The sequence below is a fragment of the Niallia sp. WK069_GA_01 genome (assembly GCF_983173855.1).
In genome coordinates, this window is the sequence record NZ_OZ470138.1 from 3002920 (window position 1) to 3025533 (window position 22614).

The following is a 22614-nucleotide window of genomic DNA, read 5'->3' on the forward strand; positions in this document are numbered from 1 at the left end:
CCTTTCTTTTCCTAACATGAATAACTATTAGTTTAACATATGGGTAAACTAATAATGGCAACCCGATTACTTTTTTATCCGCTAGCCTTTCTAGCTGAAAATTCTTATCAAGTTATTGCTTGCTATTTTTAGAAACACGTCTTACTAAACGTTATTTTATTCTTATTGCAACGATTTCATCTATTCTTTCCTTTGCAAAATAAAAACGGTGCAAATGCACCGTTTTATTTTGCGTATTCAACAGCTCTTGTTTCTCGGATAACCGTCACTTTAATATGACCTGGATAATCCAGCTCTTCTTCGATTTTTTTGCGAATATCTCTTGCTAATCGATGGGACTCTAAATCATCCACTAAATCTGGTTTTACCATTATGCGAATCTCACGACCTGCTTGGATGGCAAACGATTTTTCTACACCATCATAAGATTCGGAAATTTCCTCTAACTTCTCTAGACGACGAATATAGTTTTCCAATGTTTCTCTTCGTGCGCCAGGTCTTGCAGCGGATAATGCATCTGCTGCAGCCACTAGAACAGCAATGATAGAGGTTGGTTCCGTATCACCATGATGGGAAGCAATACTATTAATAACTACAGGATGTTCCTTGTATTTAGTAGCAAGCTCTACACCAATTTCCACATGGCTTCCTTCTACTTCATGATCAATGGCTTTTCCAATATCATGAAGCAAACCAGCTCTGCGTGCAAGTGTTTCATCTTCTCCCAACTCTGCAGCTAGGATACCGGACAATTGAGCAACTTCTATACTATGCTTTAGAACATTCTGTCCATAACTAGTTCTGAATTTCAAACGTCCAAGAATTTTAATTAAATCCGGATGAAGTGCATGCACCCCTACTTCGAAAGTAGTTTGTTCTCCGATTTCTCGAATATGTTCATCTACTTCTCGACGGGCTTTATCCACCATTTCCTCAATTCTAGCAGGATGAATTCTTCCATCTTGAACAAGTTTATCTAATGCAAGTCTTGCTGTTTCTCTTCTTATTGGATCAAATCCAGATAAAATAACCGCCTCTGGTGTATCATCAATAATCAAGTCAATTCCTGTTAATGTTTCAAGGGTACGAATATTACGGCCTTCTCTACCAATGATTCGACCTTTCATCTCATCATTTGGCAGGTTTACAACAGAAACAGTCGTTTCTGCTACATGATCTGCCGCACATCGTTGGATAGCAAGTGACAAAATATCTTTTGCCTTTTTGTCTGCTTCTTCTTTTGCTCTAGTGTCACTTTCCTTAATCATTACTGCAATATCATGAGCAACTTCTTGCTCTGTACGCTCTAAAATGATGGATTTTGCCTCTTCTCTTGTTAGGCCGGAAATGCGCTCTAGTTCAGTTTGCTGTTTACGAACCATCTCGTCCACTTTGCTTTCCATCTCTTCCATATGCTGTTGTCTTTTATTAAGAGAATCGTCCCTCTTTTCTAAAATTGTTTCACGTTTATCTAACGCTTCTCCTTTACGATCAAGGTTCTCTTCTTTTTGCAATAAACGATTTTCTTGTTTTTGTAGTTCATTTCTTCGATCACGAACTTCTAGTTCTGCTTCACTTCGAAGCTTGTGAATCTCATCCTTTGCTTCCAACAAAGCTTCTTTTTTCAATGCTTCTGCTTCACGTTTTGCACTTTCAACCAGTTGTTCAGCAGTAATAGTCGCACTATCAATTTTGGCATTTGCATTGGATTTACGAATAAAATATACAACAAAGCCAACAACGGCAATTACGATTAGGCCAAGCAAAATGGAGATGAGGATTATTATTGGATCCATCATTTTCACCTCCTCTTGCTATAAACTTGTGTTTGTTACGATTTTAAAAGTATTGGCTTACGAATTCTTTAAAAATTTCTACATAGCCGCAAATAGTTTCCAGGGTTTTCATACTCATAAAAATGTAAAATATACATTATAATTGTATAGTTGTGCCATTTCATTGTCAAGAGCTTGAATTAGGTCATTTGCCTCTATTTTCCTGTATGTGAAACAGTAAACATTTTTTGTTTATGTACAAATCTTTTAGATTAGCGTTTCCAACATATTAAATGGCCTATTATAGTATACTCTCAACTGATAAATTCCAACCATTTTTTCGTTATTAGAAAATAATCCCCAAACAAAAAGAGAGGATATTCTCCTCTCTTTCAGCTAGCAATTTACTCAATCAGCTCTAGTGAGTCCTGCTCGTCATTTTCAGCTTTTTTATAAGTTACTTCTGTATCTAATCCATAGTGATCACGGATTTTTCGTGAAATCTCGTTGCGCACTTCAGGATTTTCTTTTAAATATTGTTTTGCATTTTCACGGCCCTGTCCTAATCTTTCATCATTATAAGAGTACCATGATCCACTTTTTTGCACGATATCTAATTCAGAACCAAGGTCGATAGTTTCGCCTTCTTTAGAGATGCCTTCTCCGTACATAATATCTACTTCTGCTACTTTAAATGGCGGAGCAACTTTATTTTTTACAACTTTGATTTTTGTTTTATTCCCTACCATATCTGTTCCTTGTTTTAACGTTTCAGCACGACGAACTTCTAAACGAACAGTAGAATAGAATTTTAACGCGCGGCCACCTGGTGTAGTTTCAGGATTACCAAACATAACACCAACTTTTTCACGGATTTGGTTAATAAATACAGCAATCGTTTTGGATTTATTAATAGAACCAGAAAGTTTACGAAGGGCTTGGGACATTAAACGGGCTTGTAGACCCACATGAGAATCTCCCATTTCTCCTTCGATTTCCGCTTTTGGTACAAGTGCAGCAACCGAGTCAATTACAAGAATATCGACTGCACCACTTCTTACTAATGCTTCAGCAATTTCAAGTGCCTGTTCCCCTGTATCTGGTTGGGAAAGCAATAATTCATCTATATTAACACCTAATTTTTGTGCATATACTGGGTCTAATGCGTGCTCAGCATCAATAAAAGCCGCCTGTCCTCCAGCTGCTTGAACTTCCGCAATAGCATGAAGAGCAACAGTTGTTTTACCAGAGCTTTCTGGACCATATATTTCGATAATACGGCCTCTAGGATATCCACCTACCCCGAGTGCTGCGTCCAAAGCTAATGAACCACTAGGAACAGTAGATACTATCCGGTCTGTTTGTTCTCCTAGCTTCATAATACTACCTTTACCAAATTGTTTTTCTATTTGTTTTAAAGCCATTTCTAACGCAGCTTGACGATCGCTCAAAAACTTCTCCTCCTTTTATCTATAAAAATGAACCGTTTTATTAAAAATGAAATAGATTCATTTGTTGTTCTAGAATATATATTAATAGTACTCTTTTTCCTTCTGTTTGTCGAGTAAAAAGTAGAACATTCATTCGTTTTTTTATTTTTGTTGTTTTCTCTCTTGTAATTAGAAAAAATACCGATTAACTATTCGATAGATAGAAAGCTTTGACAATGCTATCCTTTACTATTCTAAAGCTTTTAACAGCAAATAGTGGCCATAATTCACCGTTCGTTTCCTATTTCCTTCTCTAGTGCCAGCAAGCAGCAGTGTTTCTACTTCTGTTGGTTTTCCTTTGATTGCAATACCGATATGAACGGTTCCAACTGGCTGACCTTCTAATTCCTGGGGTCCGGCAACACCTGTAAAACTAATGCCAATATCAGAGTTTAATAGTTTTGATACATTTTCAGCAAGCTCTTTAGCACATTTTTCACTTACCACGCCATCTTGTTTGATTGTACTTTCTTTTACATGGAGAAGATGTTGTTTCACTTCATTTGTATAACAGACAATGCCACCTTGAAAAATATTCCCTGCTCCTGTGATAGAGGTAATATCTTGCTGAAACATACCACCTGTTAAACTTTCTGCTGCAGCGATTGTCAACTTTTTTTCTTGAAGCTTTTTTGTAAGCTCCTTAACAAGTGTTGTATCATCATACCCATAAAAGTAGGAACCGACTCGATCGAATATTTTATTTTCTGTTTCTTTAATTAGATTCTCTGCTGTTTCCAACGAATGATGTTTGCACGTAATTCGAAGGGTCACTTCTCCATCTCCAGCTAGAGGAGCGATGGTTGGATTTGTCTGCTCATCGATTAAATCTTCTATCTTTGTTTCCAATAAAGATTCTCCAATTCCAAAAAAGCGTAGTACACGGGAAAGAATTAATTCTTTATTTGTTAGTTTTGCTTGCAATGCAGTATATCCATCATTCAAAAACATCGGCTGCATTTCTTTCGGTGGACCAGGAAGAAGCATATAATGCAGTCCATTTTGTGTTAAAAACATGCCGGGAGCCATGCCATGATCATTGGATAAAACATTGCATCCATCTAATACAAGGGCTTGTTTTTTATTATTTTCTGTCATTTGTCGATTTGTACGGTCAAAATATTGCTGAATTGACAAAAGTGCTTTTTGATCAAAGACTAAATCTTTCCCTAAATGTTTCGCGATCGTTTCTTTTGTTAAGTCATCTTTTGTTGGACCAAGTCCGCCTGTAAAAATAAGCAGGTCGGATCGTCCTTCTGCTATTCGTATTACTTCTTCTAAACGGTGGGTGTTATCCCCAACTGCAGTATGATAAAAAACATTTACTCCTAATTCCGCTAAATGTTTTGATATAAATTGAGCGTTTGTATTGGCTATTTGCCCTAATAATAGTTCAGAACCCACGGCAATAATTTCAGCATTCATGTTGTTTCCCCTTCCTTTTTCCCAAACATTCGAGCATCCTTCTAGTAGAAAGAAGCCTACTTCTTTTTACCCCCTAATTTATGTAAGTACACATATAATAAGAAGAACGGTACCTTTCAACACCGTTCTCCCATGCGTATATTTTATAACTATCAAAAAGATTTTTTTCCAACACTAGCAAAACTATTTAGAGGTGATAAAAACTTGCTTATTTTTTGCGAAATAATCCCAACCAGACCAAATAGTAAATAGTAGTGCAATCCATAAAGCAATATCTGCAAATGGAATAGAAGCTAATTCAAAAATCATATTATGTAATAATAATGCCGATATGGCGACAATTTGCGCCCATGTTTTTATTTTCCCAAGCATATTTGCGGCAACTACTTCTCCGCCTCCTGCTAATACAAGGCGCAAACCAGTGACTGCAAATTCTCTGCTGATAATGACAATCGTAATCCAAGCTGGAGTTAATTGAAAGTTCACGAGTACAATTAATGCGGCAGAGACTAATAATTTATCAGCAAGAGGGTCTAAAAACTTCCCTAAATTAGTGACTAAATTATATTTCCTCGCATAATAGCCGTCAATCCAGTCTGTTGTGGAAGCAATAATAAATATAATCCCTCCAATAAAGTGGGCAACAGGCAGGGTTACCCCTAAAAGCGTCATATTCCCCCATGAAAAGTCAACAAGCATAATAACTAAAAAAACAGGAATCAAAAAAATGCGTGAAATGGTTATTTTATTTGGTAAATTCATCTATCTTTCCTCCGATTTAATGAACGCATAGCCGGTCATCACTAAATATATTTTAAAACATTAGTATTATACCCTAAAGCAAAAAGAAAAAGCGAAAAATAGTCATTGAAACGACCCACAGTTGCTGGATAAACGCATCGTTCTCCGCTGTTTAAGTAACTGCGAGAAATAGCAACGATTATAACACGCTTATCCACACACTGAACAATCGAAATAATGACTACTCATTCTCCTTATTATAACGAATGGTAATATCCTGGCGTACAGTTGTTGAAGGAGACACAGCAAACTCCACTTTTTCATCATTTATATATATTTCCGTTTCACCTGAATTTCCAATCGTAATAACTGCTTCTGTTTCTTTTGAAAAGTCAACCATTTTGGAATCCGTTTCACCTTTTTTCAAAATCCCTTGAAAGAAGGAATAGCCTTTTCCATTTTGAATATTAACCCATGTTGCTCCTGTGGATACTATTTTCAAATCGAATTTTTCAGCATTTTTTAATTCATACTCTGTGTTGCGCCCTTGTGTTTGAACAACAGACACCTCTTGTTTAGGCGTTTGTTCTTCTTCAGAAGCTTTCTCTTCTTCCCCGTCATTTGTTTGCTCTTTATTCGTGCCTGCCGTATCTTTCTTGTCCTCATTTTCTTTTAATTTATCCGACTCTTGATAAATTGCCTCATTATTTTTTTTATTATTTGGAGCCGTATCTGGGTTGTCTCCTTTTGTGAAAAAATACCACACTAAAAAACACACACCAATAACTAAGAGAATGATTAATACTGTAGGGAGAATATCAAATACTTTGGAACTTCCTGCTGAAACTGTTTTTCTGGACGTTACTCTTGAAAGCTTTTCTGGTATTTCATCATTTATAGTCGCAGGAACTTCTTCTTTAAATTCTTCAAACAGCTCTTCTGGAGACAAATCAACTGCTTCAGCATACTGCTTTATAAAGGCACGTGCATAAAACTGCCCAGGCATCATGCTATAATTCCCTTCTTCTATACCGACTAAATACCGGGTTTGAATCTTTGTTACCTCTTGTAATTCTTCAATACTCCATCCTTTTGCAACTCTTGCTTCTTTTAAACGATTGCCTAATTCACTCAAAAATAACACCTTCCAACTAACTAAAAATCAAAACCATCAAATTCATTTCCTATAAGGAGCGCATTTCTTTTTCTTACGTCATATTCAATCACTTCACCCGGTTCATGCCTTAGCTCAATAATATAATCAAAATCTTCCAGTGAATAATCCGTACTTTGAATAAATACATCCGGGTGCTCTACAACTTTAACTGCTGGAACCTGCATAATTTCACGCACCAACTGCCAATGCTTTTCATTCATTTGTTTGGATGAAACAATTCCATCTATAATAAAAAGATTGTTATCACTATACTCCCCTTGGATTAGCGAATTTCTAATTGTTTGCTTTAGCAAGGTCGAACTGACTAACAGCCACCTTTTATTGGCACAAACACTTGCAGCAACAATGGATTCTGTTTTGCCAACCCTTGGCATCCCTCGAATACCAATTAATTTATGACCGTCTAGCTTAAATAATTCAGCCATAAAATCGACTAATAGTCCTAATTCATCTCTTACAAACCGAAATGTTTTTTTGTCATCCGCATCTCTTTGTATATACCTTCCATGTCGTACCGCTAAACGATCTCTTAATTTCGGAACACGAAGTTTGATTATTTTTATTGTGTCCATTGTATAAAGAATAGATTCTAAACGTTTAATTTGTTCATCTGAATTAGCAAGCATTAATAACCCTCGCCTGCCGTCATCAACCCCATTTATCGTTATTATATTAATGGATAACATTCCTAATAGAGAAGAAATATCGCCTAATAAACCAGGACGATTTTTTTGAATTTCATATTCTAAGTACCACTCTTTCTTTTCCAAAAGATCCTCCTGCAAAAAATATCATATTCTGCTTTTATTCTTATTTATCTATAATAAAGGAAAGTAGCAAAAGATGAAAGAGAAAACCAATGGATAAGCAGAAATAATACGTTTTTATTATGTTGTAGGCTGCGCTAAAAAAAGGATTTGGCTCTCTCGATAGGGGTCCGCAGTTCAGCATACACTTCGCTTTCCTGCGGGCGAGCGCCGAGCCTCCTCGCTGCGCTGCGGGGTCCCGTCTTTCCCGCAATTCCCATAGGAGTCTTCGTGTATGCTGACTTCTCCCTGCTTATAAGTTAAGAAACTTGCTTCTTTTCAGCGCCATGATGCAAATTTGGTTGCATGGGTGTCTTCTTTTTGCACACTTTCCTTTTACGTGAAATAGATCAAATTTCTATTTTTTAGACATGAAAAAAGGTGACACAATAATAAAGTGGTGTTTACAAACATATTTGAATAGGGATTATCCCTGAATTGTTTGTAAGCTACTTTATTTGCGTCACCTCTTTTTATCCATAATCCACTACTTAGTTTGTACCGTTATTTTGTACAAGCTTTAGCATCATATTAGCAATTGCATGTTGTTCTTCTTTTGATGCAACAGACCAAAGATCGGAAAGCATTCTTTCCTGCTCATTTTTTGGCTCTACTTGATTGGATAAATAATCGCCAATTTGAAAAGCCAAATCGCCAATTACTTGATCGTTCATGCCTTCATTTTGTGCATGATGCAAACGATCTGCTAAAAAGTCTTTCCATTGATCCCAAGATTCTAAAATAGACATACAAATTACTCCTTTCCATCTCCTAAAGTGTATTAGAGCTGTTCAAAGTTCGGAAACCATAAGGCTAGCAAACCTTCCTTACATCGTCATTCAAGGACTTTCATTAAGCAGTTATTTCTTTTAGTCCTCGATTAAGACTGACTTCTGTAACAAAACTTTTTCGCTTTAATTATCCACTTTTTGAACACAATGCTATTACATTGTTATTTTGCATGTGTGGACAGAAAAATATGCATGCACTTACTAAAAATAGAGATATTGTTACAAATAATCGTCATTTATCTTGTGTAAATTTGCCCTTATACGGACCAGCCGCCGTTAACAGCTAAAACTTGTCCCGTTATATAAGAAGAATGATCAGATAATAAAAATTGTACGCTTTCAGCAATTTCAGATGGGCTGCCAAGCCTTCCCATTGGAATCTCTTCAATCATTCCAGCTTTTTCTTCTACATCAAAACGCTCGAGCATGCCGATATCCACGGCTCCAGGAGCAATAGCATTTACACGTATTCCATTTAACGCCACTTCTTTACTTAATGCTTTCACAAACGAAATTTGTGCACCCTTTACAGTTGAATAAGCAACCTCCATACTCGCACCAATTTGCCCCCATATGGATGAAACAACGACAATATTTCCTGATTGTTTTTTGAGCATTTTTGGTAGTAGCTCTCTCGTTACACGCATCACAGACGAAACATGAATATTCCATAAATCATCTAACTCATGATCAGGAAGATCCGTAAAAAGTCCGTATGATTCGACTCCACTTGTATGTATAATACCGTCAATAGAAAAAACGGACTCTGTAATTTTTTTATATGCGTCTTTTTTTCGTAAATCTGCTTTTATTGGCATATATTCTTGTCCAAACGGTTCCAGATCTTTTTGCAACCTTTCCATTGCTTGTTCATTTTGATGGTAGTGTAAATACAAGGAGTAGCCCTTTTCTGCTAACAGCCGAGCAATTGCCTGCCCAATGCCTCCCGTTGCACCTGTTATTAATATACTTTTCCCCAAAAGAAGTCCTCCATTTGCATACTATTATGTATAAATAAACAGACACAACAAGAAGTATCTTATTGTGTCTGTTTCGATCAATCATTTAGGCACTACTTGACAAACAGTTAAACGATCTTCTTCTATAAGTCGTTTTGCAGCAGCACTGATATCTTCTATGCTGATTTTTTCAATAGTCGGTACGACATCGAATAGGTTCATTCCATTAAAAGAATATCTAGTGAATTGATTAGCAATATACTCTGGTGAATTAACCGCTCGCAAAAAGGCGCCGATTTTTTTCTTTTTTGTTCGCTCTAAGCTCTCTTTTTTAAAGTCAGCCGATAAAGCAGTTGTCAGCATTTCTTTAATGGTATCAGCTAATTTATCTGGCTCACTTGTATCGCCGCCAATCATGGCGAAACCAAAACCATTTTCCTGTGTATAATCATATGAGAATGTATCATCAATCAAACCAGACGAGAATAGTGTTTGATAATTTTCGGAACTATTACTGAATAAAAGATCCAACAATACATTTATGCATAATTCATTTTTTAGCATTTCTGTTCCAGTTTGATGAACATCAATCGCTTTTATTCCGACTAAACATTTGGAACCATGAACATTCATTTTCAGTACTTGCTTTTTCTCATGTACTTCTTTTGGCTCTTCGGCAAATTTACGTTTAATGTCACTATGCTTTGTATAATCTTTTTTCTGCTGGTTGGCTTTTATTTTTTCCATATATTCTTTTGCATCAACCGGCCCAACAATAAACAGCAGCATATTACTTGGATGATAAAAAGTATGATAGCATTCATACAGCATATCCTTCGTAATAGGTGTAATCGATTCAATCGTACCTGCAATATCAATTTTCACTGGATGATGAACATACATGTTTTGAATAAGACCAAAATATAGACGCCAATCTGGATTATCGTCATACATCGTTATTTCTTGGCCAATAATGCCCTTTTCTTTTTCCACCGTTTTTTCAGTAAAATAAGGATCCTGCACGAAATCTATTAATGTTTCTAAATTATTTTCCACATTGGATGTACTGGAAAATAAATATGCCGTCCTTGTAAAAGAAGTAAATGCATTTGCTGAAGCACCTTGTTTGCTGAAATCCTGGAACACATCGCCATCTTCTTTTTCAAATAATTTATGCTCTAAAAAATGGGCAATTCCATCCGGCACCTTCGTAAAATCAGAACCATCTAATGGAATAAAGGTATTATCAACCGAACCATAATTGGTAGTAAATGTACAAAAGGTTTTATTAAACCCTTTTTTCGGCAATATATATACCTTTAAACCATTATCCAGCTGCTCATAATAAAGGTCTTCTTGCAACTGTTCAAAAGAAATTTTCTCCATTATGCATTCCCCTCCGATCCTGTTAAAAAGTAGACGGTGTCTAATACAATTTTATTAGAAACATTTTGTATTTCCTCTTTTGATACTTTGCTGATACTTTGCAGCCAATCTGACATTTCCACATTTAATTGGCTTACGGCATTATGATAAAATACTTCTATCATGCCTCTAGCAGTATCCAATGTTTCTAACATCTGATTATGAATAACCGCCTTTGTCTGCATGATTTCTTCTTCTGTAAATTCGCCTTTTTTCATTAAATCTAATTGCTCATTAATAATTTTTACAGCTTTTTGATAATTTTGCTGATCAATACCGGACATAACGAGCAATAATCCTTTATGACTCTCTAAGCGGCTCGCTGCATAATACGCTAAACTTTCTTTTTCTCTTACATTAATAAACAATTTAGAATGGGAAAACCCTCCAAATATTCCATTGAATACTTGCAATGCAAAGTAATCGTCATCTCCATATAACACATTTGTACGATACCCTATATTTAATTTTCCTTGTTTTATATCTTGTTCTTCCCGAATTTCTTTTTCTTTCTCTACTTGATGCTCATTTGAATGCTCAACCGTTTTAATGGTTCGTTCTTGAAAAGGGAAAAGAGAGTCTACATAGGAACCAACCTCTGCTTCATCTATATCACCAACAATATAGACATCCATTTGATCCTCATTTAACGCTTTTTCATAATAAGCGTACAAATCAGTAGCTGTTATGGAATCAACCGCTTCTTTTTCACCATTTACCCCAATGGAATACGCTTCTCCTTTACACATTTCTTGAATAAGTCGAAAATTAGAATAACGCATTTTATCATCAAAAACGGACTGAATTCGTTGTTTTAATGCTCTTTTCTCATTATCAACAGTAGAAGCATCAAAGGCATTTTCCGATGCTTTTGGATGAAAAATAATTTCCGCTAAAAATTCAATGCCTTTTTTTAATAAAGGAGTCGGATCGGAAAGAAACTTTTCATTGGCAATTTCTAAATTAAAAGAAATAATATGATATTCTCCTTTTTTAGATAAATCCACATAAAATGTTGCACCATACAGCTCCTCTAAATAAGAACGCAAAGTAGTGGTTGAAGGATATTTTTTCGAACTATTTTGCAACACATATGGCAAAAGGGCTCGTTTTGTAACTTCTTCTTTTAAAATAGGGGATTTCCATTTTATTGTAATGCTATTTGTTTTGAATTTTTCGGTTTTAACAGTATGTAAATTAAAACCTTGATATTTTTTGACTTGTTCTGAAGCAACACTCATGACATTCCTCCTAAATACTTCATTTCAAACTTATTTCGGGCATATATAGATGAAAACCTACTAGATAGTATTCTCTCTTATTCTCATGATATTCTAACTATAACGGTCTTACTCTTCCTTTTTCAAGTTATAGACAAGAGACAGATAAAAATTTTATCTTGCAAGGATGAAAGTCTTTCTCTTTTTCCCGCAAGAGTCTGCGTATCTTTATATTGTCAAAAACCGTAACCTTTGAAAAAACAGCCTAACAAAAAGAGGCTGAGACATAACGAAATAGATAATAGATAAAGACGAACATTCTCTAATTTAGTACTTAAATGACTTCCCTATACTGGTTATTATGTTTTTTCATCTAGTTTACTCAAACTTTGCAGTTATAAATTCTTCTTCATGTATTGCCATAACATGGTTTAGAGCAATGAGAAAAGGGGGATTGATTAATCCTGCAACCATTATTCCTTATAAATTGGGGCAAGATTCTCGTTTCAGGATGCTCGCTTTCCGTGGGGCGTGCGATGAGCCTCCTCGGCGCAAGCGCCTGCGGGGTCTCATCTAACCCGCAAATCCCACAGGAGTCTCGCACCTTACACTCCAATCAAGCCGTTTTGATTCATTAGTTGCTGTCGTTGAACTGATAAAAACACCCACCTTATAGAATAGACTAAAATTGGCACATTTTGGTAGTGCAGCGTCGAATAAGAAAAGCGCAAGTACCTTGCTAAGCCCCGAAGAAGATGTTCACATGACTCAGGAAAGTGCTTTTTACTTTTAGAGGAATGAGGAAATACTCACAAGGTCTTGCTGCTTTCTAGACACTCATCTAAGTTCAAAAATTTTATCCTTTCTTATCTTCTAAAAAAAATCATCGCTCCATTATTTAGCAATAATATCTTGTAATGAAATTCGAAAACAAGAACTTATTCTAAAAACAGGTCGCTTATAACGGAGGGTGCGAAGACTCCTGCGGGAAATGCGGGAAGGCTCAAGCGTAGCCCCGCGGAAAATAATCTAAAACCTAATTCTTTTACCAAGAAAAAATGAAATAGATTGGAAAATGGAGCAGCTTGAATACACGTAGACTCCTGTGGGATTAGCGAGACAGCTGAGTCCCTGCAGGCCAAGGACCGAAGTGGCTAAAGCCGAGCCTCACGGTAAGCGAAGTGTATGCAGGCTGCGGGTGATTACTACAAACCTTCTTTTTTACATGAATAAAAAACCCAAACCATGATACACATCTCGTATCATGGTTTGGGCTTATCTTCGGCTGGAATACTTATATCCCAGCTTCCTTTATATTATCTATTGCCTTTAATATAAGGTACACCAGAAGCTTTTGGAGCGTCAGCACGTCCAATAAAGCCGGTTAACGCAATAATCGTTAATACATATGGTGCAATTAATAAATACACGTTTGGTACATTTTCTAACAATGGGAAACTTCCGCCGACAATACTTAAGCTTTGGGCGAATCCAAAGAAAAGAGCCGCTCCCATTGCACCTAATGGATTCCATTTTCCAAAAATCAATGCTGCAAGCGCCATAAACCCTTGTCCGCTGATTGTTGCATGGGTAAAATCATTTGTTATCGATTGGGCAAATACTCCCCCGCCAATTCCGCCAAGGGCGCCGGAAAGAATGACCCCAATATACCGCATTTTTGTTACATTGATGCCCATTGTATCTGCTGCCATCGGATGCTCTCCCACAGAACGCAAACGTAGTCCAAATGGGGTTTTATACATTACAAACCACGCGATAATTGCGACAAGAATAGCCAAATAGGATGTCCAATACGTATTTGTAAAAAACAACTCGCCGATAACGGGGATATCCTTTAACACGGGAATATCCACTTTTTTAAAGCTGTACTGAATCGTACCTGTCTGTCCTTTTCCATAAATCAATTTCACTAAAAACATCGCAAGTCCTGCTGCCAACAAGTTGATGGCTACACCAGAAACCGTTTGGTCGGCACGAAATGTAATCGAAGCGACCGCATGTAAAACAGAAAACAGCGCGCCAGCTGCCATGGCGACAAGCAAGGCAATCCAAGGCGTCCATGCTCCTAGGCTATCGGCAAACGTTAAATTAAACACAATCGAGGAAAAAGCCCCGATTATCATTAATCCTTCTAATCCAATATTCACCACGCCAGCCCGTTCTGAAAAATTCCCGCCTAACGCCGTGAAAATCAGTGGTGCAGCCCATAATAGCGAAGAAGGAATGACAATCAACAAAACATCCATTAATCCCATTTACTTCTCCCCCTTTTTGCTTTTATTTTTACTTATTTTCTCTAAAAATAAGCGGATCATATAACTAGAAGCAACAAAAAATACAATCAGGGCAATGATGATATCGACCATCTCATTTGGCACCCCTGCTTCAAGAGGCATATTTAATGCTCCTACTTTTAGAAACCCAAATAATACAGCGGATAAAACAATGCCGATTGGCGCGTTTGCACCAAGAAGAGCGACCGCAATTCCATCAAAACCGACGCCAGTAAATCCACCCTTTGTACTGACATATCCAAATGTCCCCAATCCTTCCATTGCTCCCGCAAGACCGGCGAAGGCACCGGAAATAACCATGGATAGAATAATATTGCGATTAACATTCATGCCAGCATACTGAGAGGCATGCTGATTAAAGCCAACTGCTTTTAATTCGTATCCTTTGGTTGTTTTCTCCAAAATCAACCACATAATAAACACGCAGATTAACGCAATTAAGATGCCCCAATGCAGGCGGGAATGATCCGTAATCGAGCTTAAGAAATCAGACCGCAGACTCGCCGATGCCGGTACATTTTCTGTACGATCTGCTTTTTCCGTAATAACATACCGAATCAAATAATTGGTGACATACAACGCGATGTAGTTCATCATAATGCTGACAATTACTTCATGCACTCGAAAACGGGCTTTTAAGAATCCAGGAATAAATGCCCATAATGCACCTGCCGCAACAGCGGCTAAAATAGCAAGGGGCAAATGAATGACCTTCGGTAAATCAAAAGCGACCCCCACCCAAACAGCTGCAAGCCAGCCTACAATTAATTGACCTTCCACCCCAATATTAAACAGCCCTGTTCGAAAGGCAAAGGCTACTGCTAACCCGGCAAGAATTAGAGGGGTAATTTGGCGAACCACTTCTCCTGTAAAGTACACTTCTCCGAATGCACCGTTCCATAAAGCGGTGTATGCATCAACTGGGCTATAGCCCGTCAGCAGCATAATAATGGTTCCTACTAAAATTCCGAGTAAAACAGAGATTACCGGAATGCTCATTTTCTTTATTGTATTAGACATTCTTCTCCACACCTACTTTAGTTTCATTCGATCCTGCCATCAACAATCCTAATTCTTGTTCCGTTGTTTCTTTTGGATGGACGATCGCAATAATTTCCCCTTCAAATAGAACGGCAATTCTGTCACTTACATTTAATATTTCTTCCAGCTCAAAGGAGAGAAGCAACACGGCTTTTCCTTTATCGCGCTGTTCGATTAAACGTTTATGAATAAATTCAATAGCTCCTACATCCAAACCACGAGTAGGCTGTGCAGCAATCAACAAATCAGGGTTCCGGTCTACCTCCCTGCCAATAATGGCTTTCTGCTGATTTCCACCAGAAAGAGCTCGGGCAAGCGTATGTATGCCAGGTGTTCGAACATCAAATTCCTCTATTAATGTTTTCGCCTGTTTATCAATTTCTTTCTGATTTAAGAGACCCTTTTGTGAGAACGGTTTTTGGTAATAGGTTTGCAAGACCATATTTTGACCAATGGGAAAATCCAAAACCAGTCCATGCTTATGGCGGTCCTGTGGAATATGCCCTACACCGCTTTCCGTGATTTTACGAGGGGTTAAGACACTTAACTCTTTTCCATTTAACGTAATGCTTCCCCCGTCTTTTTTCATTAAGCCAGTGATAGCCTCGATTAACTCCGATTGGCCATTGCCGTCTACACCAGCGATTCCGACAATTTCTCCCGCTCTCACCTCAAGATTCAGCCCGTTTACCACCTTTACTCCTCGTCCATCTTTTACCGTTAACTCGTTAATAGCCAAAACCGTTTCCTTTGGCTCGGCTTCTTTTTTCATCGTTTTAAAGGTCACTTCTCTTCCGACCATTAAATTAGCCAATTCATTTGGATTTGTTTCCGCTACATTATATGTACCAATTCCTACCCCTTTGCGAATCACAGTCACCCGGTCGCACACTTCCATAATCTCTTTTAGTTTATGGGTAATCAAAATAATCGATTTCCCCTCTTTTATTAAGGTTCTGAAAATAGCGATTAATTCGGTTATCTCTTGTGGAGTTAAGACAGCAGATGGCTCATCAAAGATTAAAATCTCTGCACCACGATAAAGTGTTTTTAGTATTTCCACCCTTTGCTGCATCCCTACAGAGATATCGGCTATTTTTGCTTTGGGATCCACTGCCAATCCGTATTTTTCCGAAATGGCTTTCACTTCTTTTTCCGCTTTTTTCAGATCAATTTTCCCTCTATGAACCGTCTCTTTTCCCAGGATAATATTTTCTGTGACAGAAAATGTATCAATCAGCATAAAATGCTGATGCACCATGCCAATCCCTAAATCATTGGCTATATTCGGATTCGAGATATTGACTTTTTGTCCTCGAGCACGAATTTCCCCTTTTTCCGGCTGGTATAAGCCAAAAAGCACATTCATTAGCGTCGATTTTCCTGCGCCATTTTCCCCAAGCAACGCATGGATTTCGCCTTTTTTCACTTGAAGCGTTATATTGTCATTCGCAACAATCCCTGGAAATTCCTTGCGAATGTTTAACATCTCAATTACATACTCCATTCGTTTCACTCCTTTCTTATACGGAAAGCACTCTGTTATTCTATAAAAATAACAGAATAGCGTTTATTCATGACAGAGAAGGTTATTTTTCCTTCCACCCCTTATGTATCATTAATATAATTTAACCCAAATAGAATTTTTTATAAAAAATAGAATAATTCTTCTATTTTTTAATGAAAAGCTCTATATTTAATCGTAAAAAAGGAATAAGTGTTTGCAAACCAAATCACTTATTCCTTTCAAAGTCATTATGCTTAAAGAGCTTGTTCGAAAATCTGCCGTTTAATGATAGACTTTCGAACATCTATAATAATCCTTATTTAGCAGGTTTATCAGGAACAGTGTATCCACCGTTTTTAATTTTGTCTGTCCACTCTTTAACAGCAGCATCAATATCTGCTTTATTTTCTACCTCAGCATTAATTGCAGCAAGTCCTACTCCATCTTCCTTCAATCCATAAACAAGGGATTGTCCGCCAGGAAAATTGCCATCTTTCGCTTTTTCAGAAATATCTTGTACTGCTGTAGCTACACCTTTTAATGCAGATGTTAATACAACATTATGCTCTCCAACGACACCTTCAGAAGCTTGATCAGAGTCAACTCCAATTGCCCAGATATATTTAGAAGCATCTTTTTCTTTTAATTCGCGAGCTTCTGTAAATAATCCAGCACCAGTACCGCCTGAAGCGTGGAATACTACATCAGCACCTGAAGAGTACATTTTACTTGCAATCGTTTTTCCAACTTCTGGTTTATCAAACGCACCAGCATATTGAACTTCTACTTTTGCAGCTGGGTTAGCAGCTTTTACACCATCAACAAAGCCAGCTTCAAAATGGCCAATAATATCGCCTTCCATACCGCCAATAAAACCAATTTTATTTGATTTTGTTGTTAGGCCAGCCGCAATACCAGCTAGGAAAGATGCTTCTTGTTCTTTAAAAGTGATGCTTGCAACATTCGGCTGATTGATTACAGAATCAACAATAGCAAAATGAGCATCTGATTGTTGTTTTGCGATTTCTTCCACCGCACCAGACATCATAAATCCAATTCCAAATACTAAATCATTTTTTTGACGAACTAAGCTGTTTAAGTTTGTAGCATAATCAGCATCAGATTGTGATTGTAAATAGTCGATACCATTCCCTTTTTCTAGACCGTTTGCTTTACCGAATGCTTGTAAGCCTTCCCATGCCGATTGGTTAAATGATTTATCATCCACACCACCAACATCTGTAACCATGGCTACTTTGAATGCATCTTTCTTGTCTGATGCTCCTTCATTATCGTCTTTTTTACCACAAGCCCCGAGGACAGTCCCAGCAGCAAGTACTAGTGACAGCGCTAAACCTAATTTACGCTTTTTCAAGGTTTGTACCCCCTAATAATATAGTTGTTTTATTTGTCAAAGCAAGAATGCATTTACGATAGATTTCTAGAAGGCTACGAATAAATTCGTTTTCTTAATACCTGAAAACTAAACTTATCCGCTCTAAAGTAATTTACCGAATAAAGAATTGGTTCATCGTTTTCATTAAAATGCATTTGCTTTAAAACAAGCAATGCAGTTTCTGGTTCGCATTGTAAGATGGGAGAAATCTTCTCATGGTATCCAATCGGTTCAATTTCAGCAACAGCGTATGTAATATTTATTTCTGTATCAGATTCTAATAGCTGAAAAATCGATTCTTTATCATAGCTCATGCCTTCTGGTAAAATCTTTTTTGGCAGCTTGTCCATACAATAAACTACTGGTTCGCTATTTGCTGTTCGAACTCTTTCTATAATTAAAAACTCTTCCCCATCGGAACAAGAAAAACGACGAATGTCTTCTTCGGTAGAACATTGAGTATTTGAGCTTAAAAAAATGGTGCCTGGATTCATGCCAGCATGACGTATCATGTTCGTTACACTGTTTAGCTGTTCAATGCCTGATTTAAACATAGGCTTACTAGTAACAAATGTACCAACTCCATGTCTTCGAATGATGACATTTTCGTCTTCCAATGTCCGCAGCGCCTCCCGTAAAGTGGCTCTGCTTACCCCTAGTGTTTTTGCAAGTTGAAACTCAGAAGGCAATTTTTGTTTCTCTTTATAAATTCCCTTCTCCATATCACATTTTAGTCGATCGACTACTTGCAAGTATAAATGTCTTGTATCAGGCTTAATTAGCATACGAGCATCCTCCAAACAATTTCTAAGACATCAGACCTCTGATGTTCAATCATTCCTACTAATCGAAAATACTATAACACTTTTTCTAGAATAAATAAATAGAATTTGCAGAATTCAGTCGAAAAAAAACAGAAACAAACAGTTATCTAGAATTCTCTACATAAAAAACCTGTTTATTTCTGTCAAAAATTACTGTTTATCCCATTTCATAACTATTAAATATTATAGATGAATAATTTTTTCATTATTTCTAACTACCATTAGTATAACTTATTTCGAAAATCGTACTATATATTTTTATAGATTTATTTCTTCTGAAGATTTTTGCACCAATACCGTTCTTGGTTTACTTCCTTCATACGGACCGACAACGCCTCTTGCTTCCATTTCATCAATCAATCTTGCAGCCCTTGTATAGCCAATCCGAAATCTTCTTTGCAGCATGCTGACAGACGCCGTTTGCATTTCTGTAATTAATTCTACTGCTTCATGATACAACTCATCTTCAACTGCACCAGTTTTTTCCGTAATTTCATCAGGAATCATCTCTTCCTGGTATTGCGCCTTCTGTTGTGCGATGACAAAATCAACTACTTCTTCAACCTCTTCATCTGATAGAAAAGCCCCCTGTACCCTGACTGGTTTGCTTGCGCCGTAAGGGAAAAACAGCATATCCCCTCTTCCTAGCAATTTCTCCGCTCCGCCCATATCTAAAATCGTTCTTGAATCGGTTTGAGATGAAACAGCGAATGCAATACGAGAAGGAATATTCGCTTTAATAACCCCTGTAATAACGTCAACAGACGGTCTTTGTGTAGCAATAATCAAATGAATGCCGGCAGCTCGTGCCATCTGTGCAAGCCTAGTAATGGCGTCTTCCACATCTGAAGAAGCAACCATCATTAAGTCAGCAAGCTCGTCTACAATTACTACAATATAGGGAAGCAGCGGCTGTTTTTCATTTTCTTCTGCATTATATCTTTTAGTATATTCATTGTACCCTTCAATATTTCTTGTTCCTGTATGGGAGAACAGATCATATCTTCTTTCCATTTCACTGACCACTTTCTGCAATGCTTGCGACGCCTTCTTCGGATTTGTCACAACAGGAGCCAGTAAATGAGGAATTCCATTATACACATTCAGTTCAACCATTTTTGGATCAATCATCATCATTTTCACTTCATGGGGTTTCGCACGCAATAGTATACTAGTAATAATCCCATTTATACATACACTCTTTCCGCTTCCAGTAGCACCCGCTACTAATAAATGGGGCATTTTATTTAATTCAGCTGATATAGCATCTCCCGTAATATCTCTGCCAAAGGCAATCATCAGTTTAGCATCAGGTTTTTCATTTTTGTTTGATTCTAGTACTTCTCTTAAAGAAACCATCGCTACTTCTGAATTAGGAACTTCTATTCCAATTGCTGACTTACCAGGGATTGGTGCTTCTATCCGAATATCTTTAGCAGCCAATGCTAATGCTAAATCATCACTTAAATTAACAATTTTACTTACTTTCACGCCTACATCCGGATGGACTTCGTATTTTGTCACCGCAGGTCCGAGATGAACTTCTGTTACTCTTGCTTTTACACCAAAACTATGAAACGTGCGTTCTAGCTTCGCTGCATTTGCATGTATTTGTTCATATTCCCCACTTTGATCCGTTTTGCGCGGGAGTTTTAATAATTTCAATGGAGGCAATTGATAATCCACATTTTCTACTTCTGTAAAAGTAATTGGTACAACAGGCTCTTCCTCATCTTCCACTTTTTCCCGAGAATCCTTTTCTTCTGGTCCCTCTTGTTGATTTTCATATGCCTTTTCTGTAAATGTTGAAATAATTGGTTCTGGTATGTACGATTCTTCTTGCTGTTCTTTAGGTGGATTAACAATAAGAGAGGCTTCCTGTTGTTCTTCTTTTTGCTGCTCCTTTTTCACCTGTTTTTCTTGTTTTTTTGCTTGTTTTTTCTCTTTGCGTTCGTCTTTCCAATCTTTTATATCTTCTAAAAATGCATTCCACTGCTGTGTCGTGAAATTCCAAATGGCAAGCATCAGTTTTCTGAATGCTCCACTCATTGTTTTTCCAGTTAACAACATCACTCCGATGATGATGATAATAAAGCTGATTATTTTTGTACCAGCAGTATCAAATAAATAATGAAACAATGCAAAAAGCACTGCTCCTATCATTCCGCCACCTAAATCTGTTGTACTTGTCCCTCCATTGACCTCAAGCCAAAAAAGCTGCCATGTATTGTAGATTACACTTGGATTTTCAAACCTTCCTTGACTTGATAATAAATGAAAAAGAGTAACATGGCTTAATAATAAAATGGAACTTACGATTAAATAAATACCATTCAGTTTTGTGTGGAAGAGGAATGGTTTTTCTCTTTTCCACATTAAGTAACCACCATAAACAATTAATCCGAGTAAACTCAGCATATACCATTCTCCAGTAAAGAAGCGGAAAAATAAAACCATCGTATTGCCAACAGCACCAAGCTGGAGAATGGAGATAAAGGCAAGCGTTATAATAATTAATGCCCCCAACTCATATTGAAGGGTTTTTTTTATTTGTTTTTTTTGTCTTGTTTTTCTTCTTTTCTGTTTAGCCATTTTATCACCTGACGCTTTTTAGTTTAAACTTCAACTTACATTACCAATTTATTTTATAGTTCTACTTGCCTAAAAAAGATTTTTTAAAACAAGGAGAGCAGCCTATTGGTTTGGCTGCTCTTTTTGACGTTACTATATTATATCATAGAATGGAAAAATACAGATTATATAAATGTAATTTTTGAGCCAGGCTGAACGGGTTCATGTAAGTAATGGTTTGGGTCTGTACTTAAAACCCGCAGCACTTCATATTCATGCGACTCATTCTCTGACACTAATAAAGGAATTCCATTATAATCAATAACATGTTGTTTTTCATATAGATCTTGACTGATTGGAAACATCAACTCTTGCGGCATCATTGTATACATAATCATTGTACCATTCCTTCATTCTCTTCTTTATTCAAATCAATGAGGCTGTTTAATTTCGTCATTGCTTCTCCAACCCCGCCTACACTGTCAATTAATCCGGAAGTAACTGCCTCCATGCCAATTACATTCGTACCAATATCTCTTGTTAGATTGCCTTTTGCAAACATTAAATCTTTAAATTCTTCCTCTTCAATTTTACTATGCTTTGTGACGAATTTAACTACTCTTTCCTGCATCTTATCTAAGTATTCAAATGTTTGTGGTACTCCAATAACTAAGCCTGTTAAACGGATAGGATGAATCGTCATCGTTGCTGTCTCTGCAATAAAGGAATGATCACAAGAAACAGCAATTGGGACACCAATAGAATGTCCGCCGCCCAACACTAATGAAACGGTTGGTTTTGACAGTGATGCCAGCATTTCAGAAATAGCCAGTCCTGCCTCCACATCACCGCCTACTGTATTAAGGATAACAAGCACTCCTTCAATTTTAGGATTTTGCTCAATCGCCACTATTTGTGGAATAAGATGCTCATATTTTGTCGTTTTATTTTGAGGAGGCAATTGAAGATGCCCTTCAATTTGACCAACAATTGTTAAACAATGAATTTTTGAGTCTTGAGATAACTGTGGAACATTCGTTTGACCTAACGCTTGTATTTTCTCCATCAACCCTGATGGTTTATCTTCTTTCGGCTGTTGCTCTTCTGTATTCGTATGATTATTATCTTCTGTCATATTGTATTCCCCCTTC

18 protein-coding genes are annotated in these 22614 nt (G+C 37.1%); all 18 read right to left on the bottom strand.

Going from position 1 to position 22614, the window contains the following annotated elements; all coding sequences use genetic code 11:
- Positions 1-224: 224 nt before the first annotated feature.
- The 18 genes from rny to AC5LWL_RS14445 all read right to left on the bottom strand — a co-directional run bounded on the left by rny (position 225) and on the right by AC5LWL_RS14445 (position 22598).
- A complete protein-coding gene (rny, locus tag AC5LWL_RS14360) occupies positions 225-1796 on the bottom strand; it encodes a ribonuclease Y (protein WP_493436617.1) in 1572 nt (523 codons plus the stop codon).
- Between the two features lie 383 nt (positions 1797-2179).
- A complete protein-coding gene (gene recA, locus AC5LWL_RS14365) occupies positions 2180-3226 on the bottom strand; it encodes a recombinase RecA (RefSeq protein WP_493434939.1) in 1047 nt (348 codons plus the stop codon).
- A 228-nt stretch (positions 3227-3454) separates the two neighbouring features.
- Positions 3455-4690 carry a competence/damage-inducible protein A gene (locus tag AC5LWL_RS14370; RefSeq protein ID WP_493434940.1) on the bottom strand — a complete coding sequence of 412 codons (1236 nt, stop codon included), beginning with the start codon at positions 4688-4690 and terminating at the stop codon, positions 3455-3457.
- 183 nt (positions 4691-4873) lie between these two features.
- The gene (pgsA, locus tag AC5LWL_RS14375; RefSeq protein WP_493434941.1) at positions 4874-5452 is read right to left on the bottom strand and encodes a CDP-diacylglycerol--glycerol-3-phosphate 3-phosphatidyltransferase; all 579 of its coding nucleotides are present in this window, start codon (positions 5450-5452) and stop codon (positions 4874-4876) included.
- 220 nt (positions 5453-5672) lie between these two features.
- Positions 5673-6575: a helix-turn-helix domain-containing protein gene (locus tag AC5LWL_RS14380; protein ID WP_493434942.1), complete on the bottom strand. Its 903-nt coding sequence runs from the start codon at positions 6573-6575 to the stop codon at positions 5673-5675.
- 11 nt (positions 6576-6586) lie between these two features.
- Entirely contained in the window at positions 6587-7378 is a 792-nt protein-coding gene (locus AC5LWL_RS14385; RefSeq protein WP_493434943.1) for a DUF3388 domain-containing protein, read from the bottom strand.
- Between the two features lie 527 nt (positions 7379-7905).
- Entirely contained in the window at positions 7906-8163 is a 258-nt protein-coding gene (locus AC5LWL_RS14390) for a DUF3243 domain-containing protein (RefSeq protein ID WP_493434944.1), read from the bottom strand.
- A 299-nt stretch (positions 8164-8462) separates the two neighbouring features.
- Complete coding sequence (gene ymfI / locus AC5LWL_RS14395; protein ID WP_493434945.1) at positions 8463-9185, bottom strand: elongation factor P 5-aminopentanone reductase; 723 nt, start codon at positions 9183-9185, stop codon at positions 8463-8465.
- An 81-nt stretch (positions 9186-9266) separates the two neighbouring features.
- The gene (gene yfmH / locus AC5LWL_RS14400) at positions 9267-10550 is read right to left on the bottom strand and encodes an EF-P 5-aminopentanol modification-associated protein YfmH (protein ID WP_493434946.1); all 1284 of its coding nucleotides are present in this window, start codon (positions 10548-10550) and stop codon (positions 9267-9269) included.
- On the bottom strand, positions 10550-11830 hold the full coding sequence (gene yfmF, locus AC5LWL_RS14405; protein ID WP_493434947.1) for an EF-P 5-aminopentanol modification-associated protein YfmF: 1281 nt from the start codon (positions 11828-11830) through the stop codon (positions 10550-10552). The genes yfmH and yfmF overlap by 1 nt, the downstream gene beginning before the upstream one ends.
- Positions 11831-13125: 1295 nt before the next feature.
- Positions 13126-14085, bottom strand: coding sequence for an ABC transporter permease (locus AC5LWL_RS14410; RefSeq protein ID WP_493434948.1), 960 nt, complete (start codon positions 14083-14085; stop codon positions 13126-13128).
- Entirely contained in the window at positions 14086-15144 is a 1059-nt protein-coding gene (locus tag AC5LWL_RS14415) for an ABC transporter permease (protein ID WP_493434949.1), read from the bottom strand.
- The gene (locus AC5LWL_RS14420) at positions 15137-16672 is read right to left on the bottom strand and encodes an ABC transporter ATP-binding protein (protein ID WP_493434950.1); all 1536 of its coding nucleotides are present in this window, start codon (positions 16670-16672) and stop codon (positions 15137-15139) included. Before AC5LWL_RS14420 ends, AC5LWL_RS14415 begins: the two co-directional genes overlap by 8 nt.
- Positions 16673-16988: 316 nt before the next feature.
- A complete protein-coding gene (locus AC5LWL_RS14425) occupies positions 16989-18047 on the bottom strand; it encodes a BMP family lipoprotein (protein WP_493434951.1) in 1059 nt (352 codons plus the stop codon).
- Positions 18048-18121: 74 nt separating this feature from the next.
- Entirely contained in the window at positions 18122-18853 is a 732-nt protein-coding gene (locus tag AC5LWL_RS14430) for a GntR family transcriptional regulator (protein WP_493434952.1), read from the bottom strand.
- A gap of 297 nt (positions 18854-19150) precedes the next feature.
- Positions 19151-21484 (bottom strand): DNA translocase FtsK, encoded by a 2334-nt coding sequence (locus AC5LWL_RS14435; protein ID WP_493434953.1) that lies wholly within the window; start codon positions 21482-21484, stop codon positions 19151-19153.
- Between the two features lie 164 nt (positions 21485-21648).
- The gene (locus AC5LWL_RS14440) at positions 21649-21861 is read right to left on the bottom strand and encodes a YlzJ-like family protein (RefSeq protein ID WP_493434954.1); all 213 of its coding nucleotides are present in this window, start codon (positions 21859-21861) and stop codon (positions 21649-21651) included.
- A complete protein-coding gene (locus AC5LWL_RS14445) occupies positions 21858-22598 on the bottom strand; it encodes a ClpP family protease (protein ID WP_493434955.1) in 741 nt (246 codons plus the stop codon). The genes AC5LWL_RS14440 and AC5LWL_RS14445 overlap by 4 nt, the downstream gene beginning before the upstream one ends.
- Positions 22599-22614 lie beyond the last annotated feature (16 nt).

Excerpts from the sequence above, each read along its gene's own strand:
- AC5LWL_RS14415 (WP_493434949.1), bottom strand. The coding sequence starts at position 15,144 with ATGTCTAATACAATAAAGAAAATGAGCATTCCGGTAATCTCTGTTTTA.
- AC5LWL_RS14440 (WP_493434954.1), bottom strand. The coding sequence starts at position 21,861 with ATGATTATGTATACAATGATGCCGCAAGAGTTGATGTTTCCAATCAGT.
- AC5LWL_RS14410 (WP_493434948.1), bottom strand. The coding sequence starts at position 14,085 with ATGGGATTAATGGATGTTTTGTTGATTGTCATTCCTTCTTCGCTATTA.
- AC5LWL_RS14445 (WP_493434955.1), bottom strand. The coding sequence starts at position 22,598 with ATGACAGAAGATAATAATCATACGAATACAGAAGAGCAACAGCCGAAA.
- AC5LWL_RS14430 (WP_493434952.1), bottom strand. The coding sequence starts at position 18,853 with ATGCTAATTAAGCCTGATACAAGACATTTATACTTGCAAGTAGTCGAT.
- rny (WP_493436617.1), bottom strand. The coding sequence starts at position 1,796 with ATGGATCCAATAATAATCCTCATCTCCATTTTGCTTGGCCTAATCGTA.
- AC5LWL_RS14390 (WP_493434944.1), bottom strand. The coding sequence starts at position 8,163 with ATGTCTATTTTAGAATCTTGGGATCAATGGAAAGACTTTTTAGCAGAT.
- AC5LWL_RS14435 (WP_493434953.1), bottom strand. The coding sequence starts at position 21,484 with ATGGCTAAACAGAAAAGAAGAAAAACAAGACAAAAAAAACAAATAAAA.
- AC5LWL_RS14420 (WP_493434950.1), bottom strand. The coding sequence starts at position 16,672 with ATGGAGTATGTAATTGAGATGTTAAACATTCGCAAGGAATTTCCAGGG.
- pgsA (WP_493434941.1), bottom strand. The coding sequence starts at position 5,452 with ATGAATTTACCAAATAAAATAACCATTTCACGCATTTTTTTGATTCCT.
- yfmH (WP_493434946.1), bottom strand. The coding sequence starts at position 10,550 with ATGGAGAAAATTTCTTTTGAACAGTTGCAAGAAGACCTTTATTATGAG.
- AC5LWL_RS14370 (WP_493434940.1), bottom strand. The coding sequence starts at position 4,690 with ATGAATGCTGAAATTATTGCCGTGGGTTCTGAACTATTATTAGGGCAA.
- yfmF (WP_493434947.1), bottom strand. The coding sequence starts at position 11,830 with ATGAGTGTTGCTTCAGAACAAGTCAAAAAATATCAAGGTTTTAATTTA.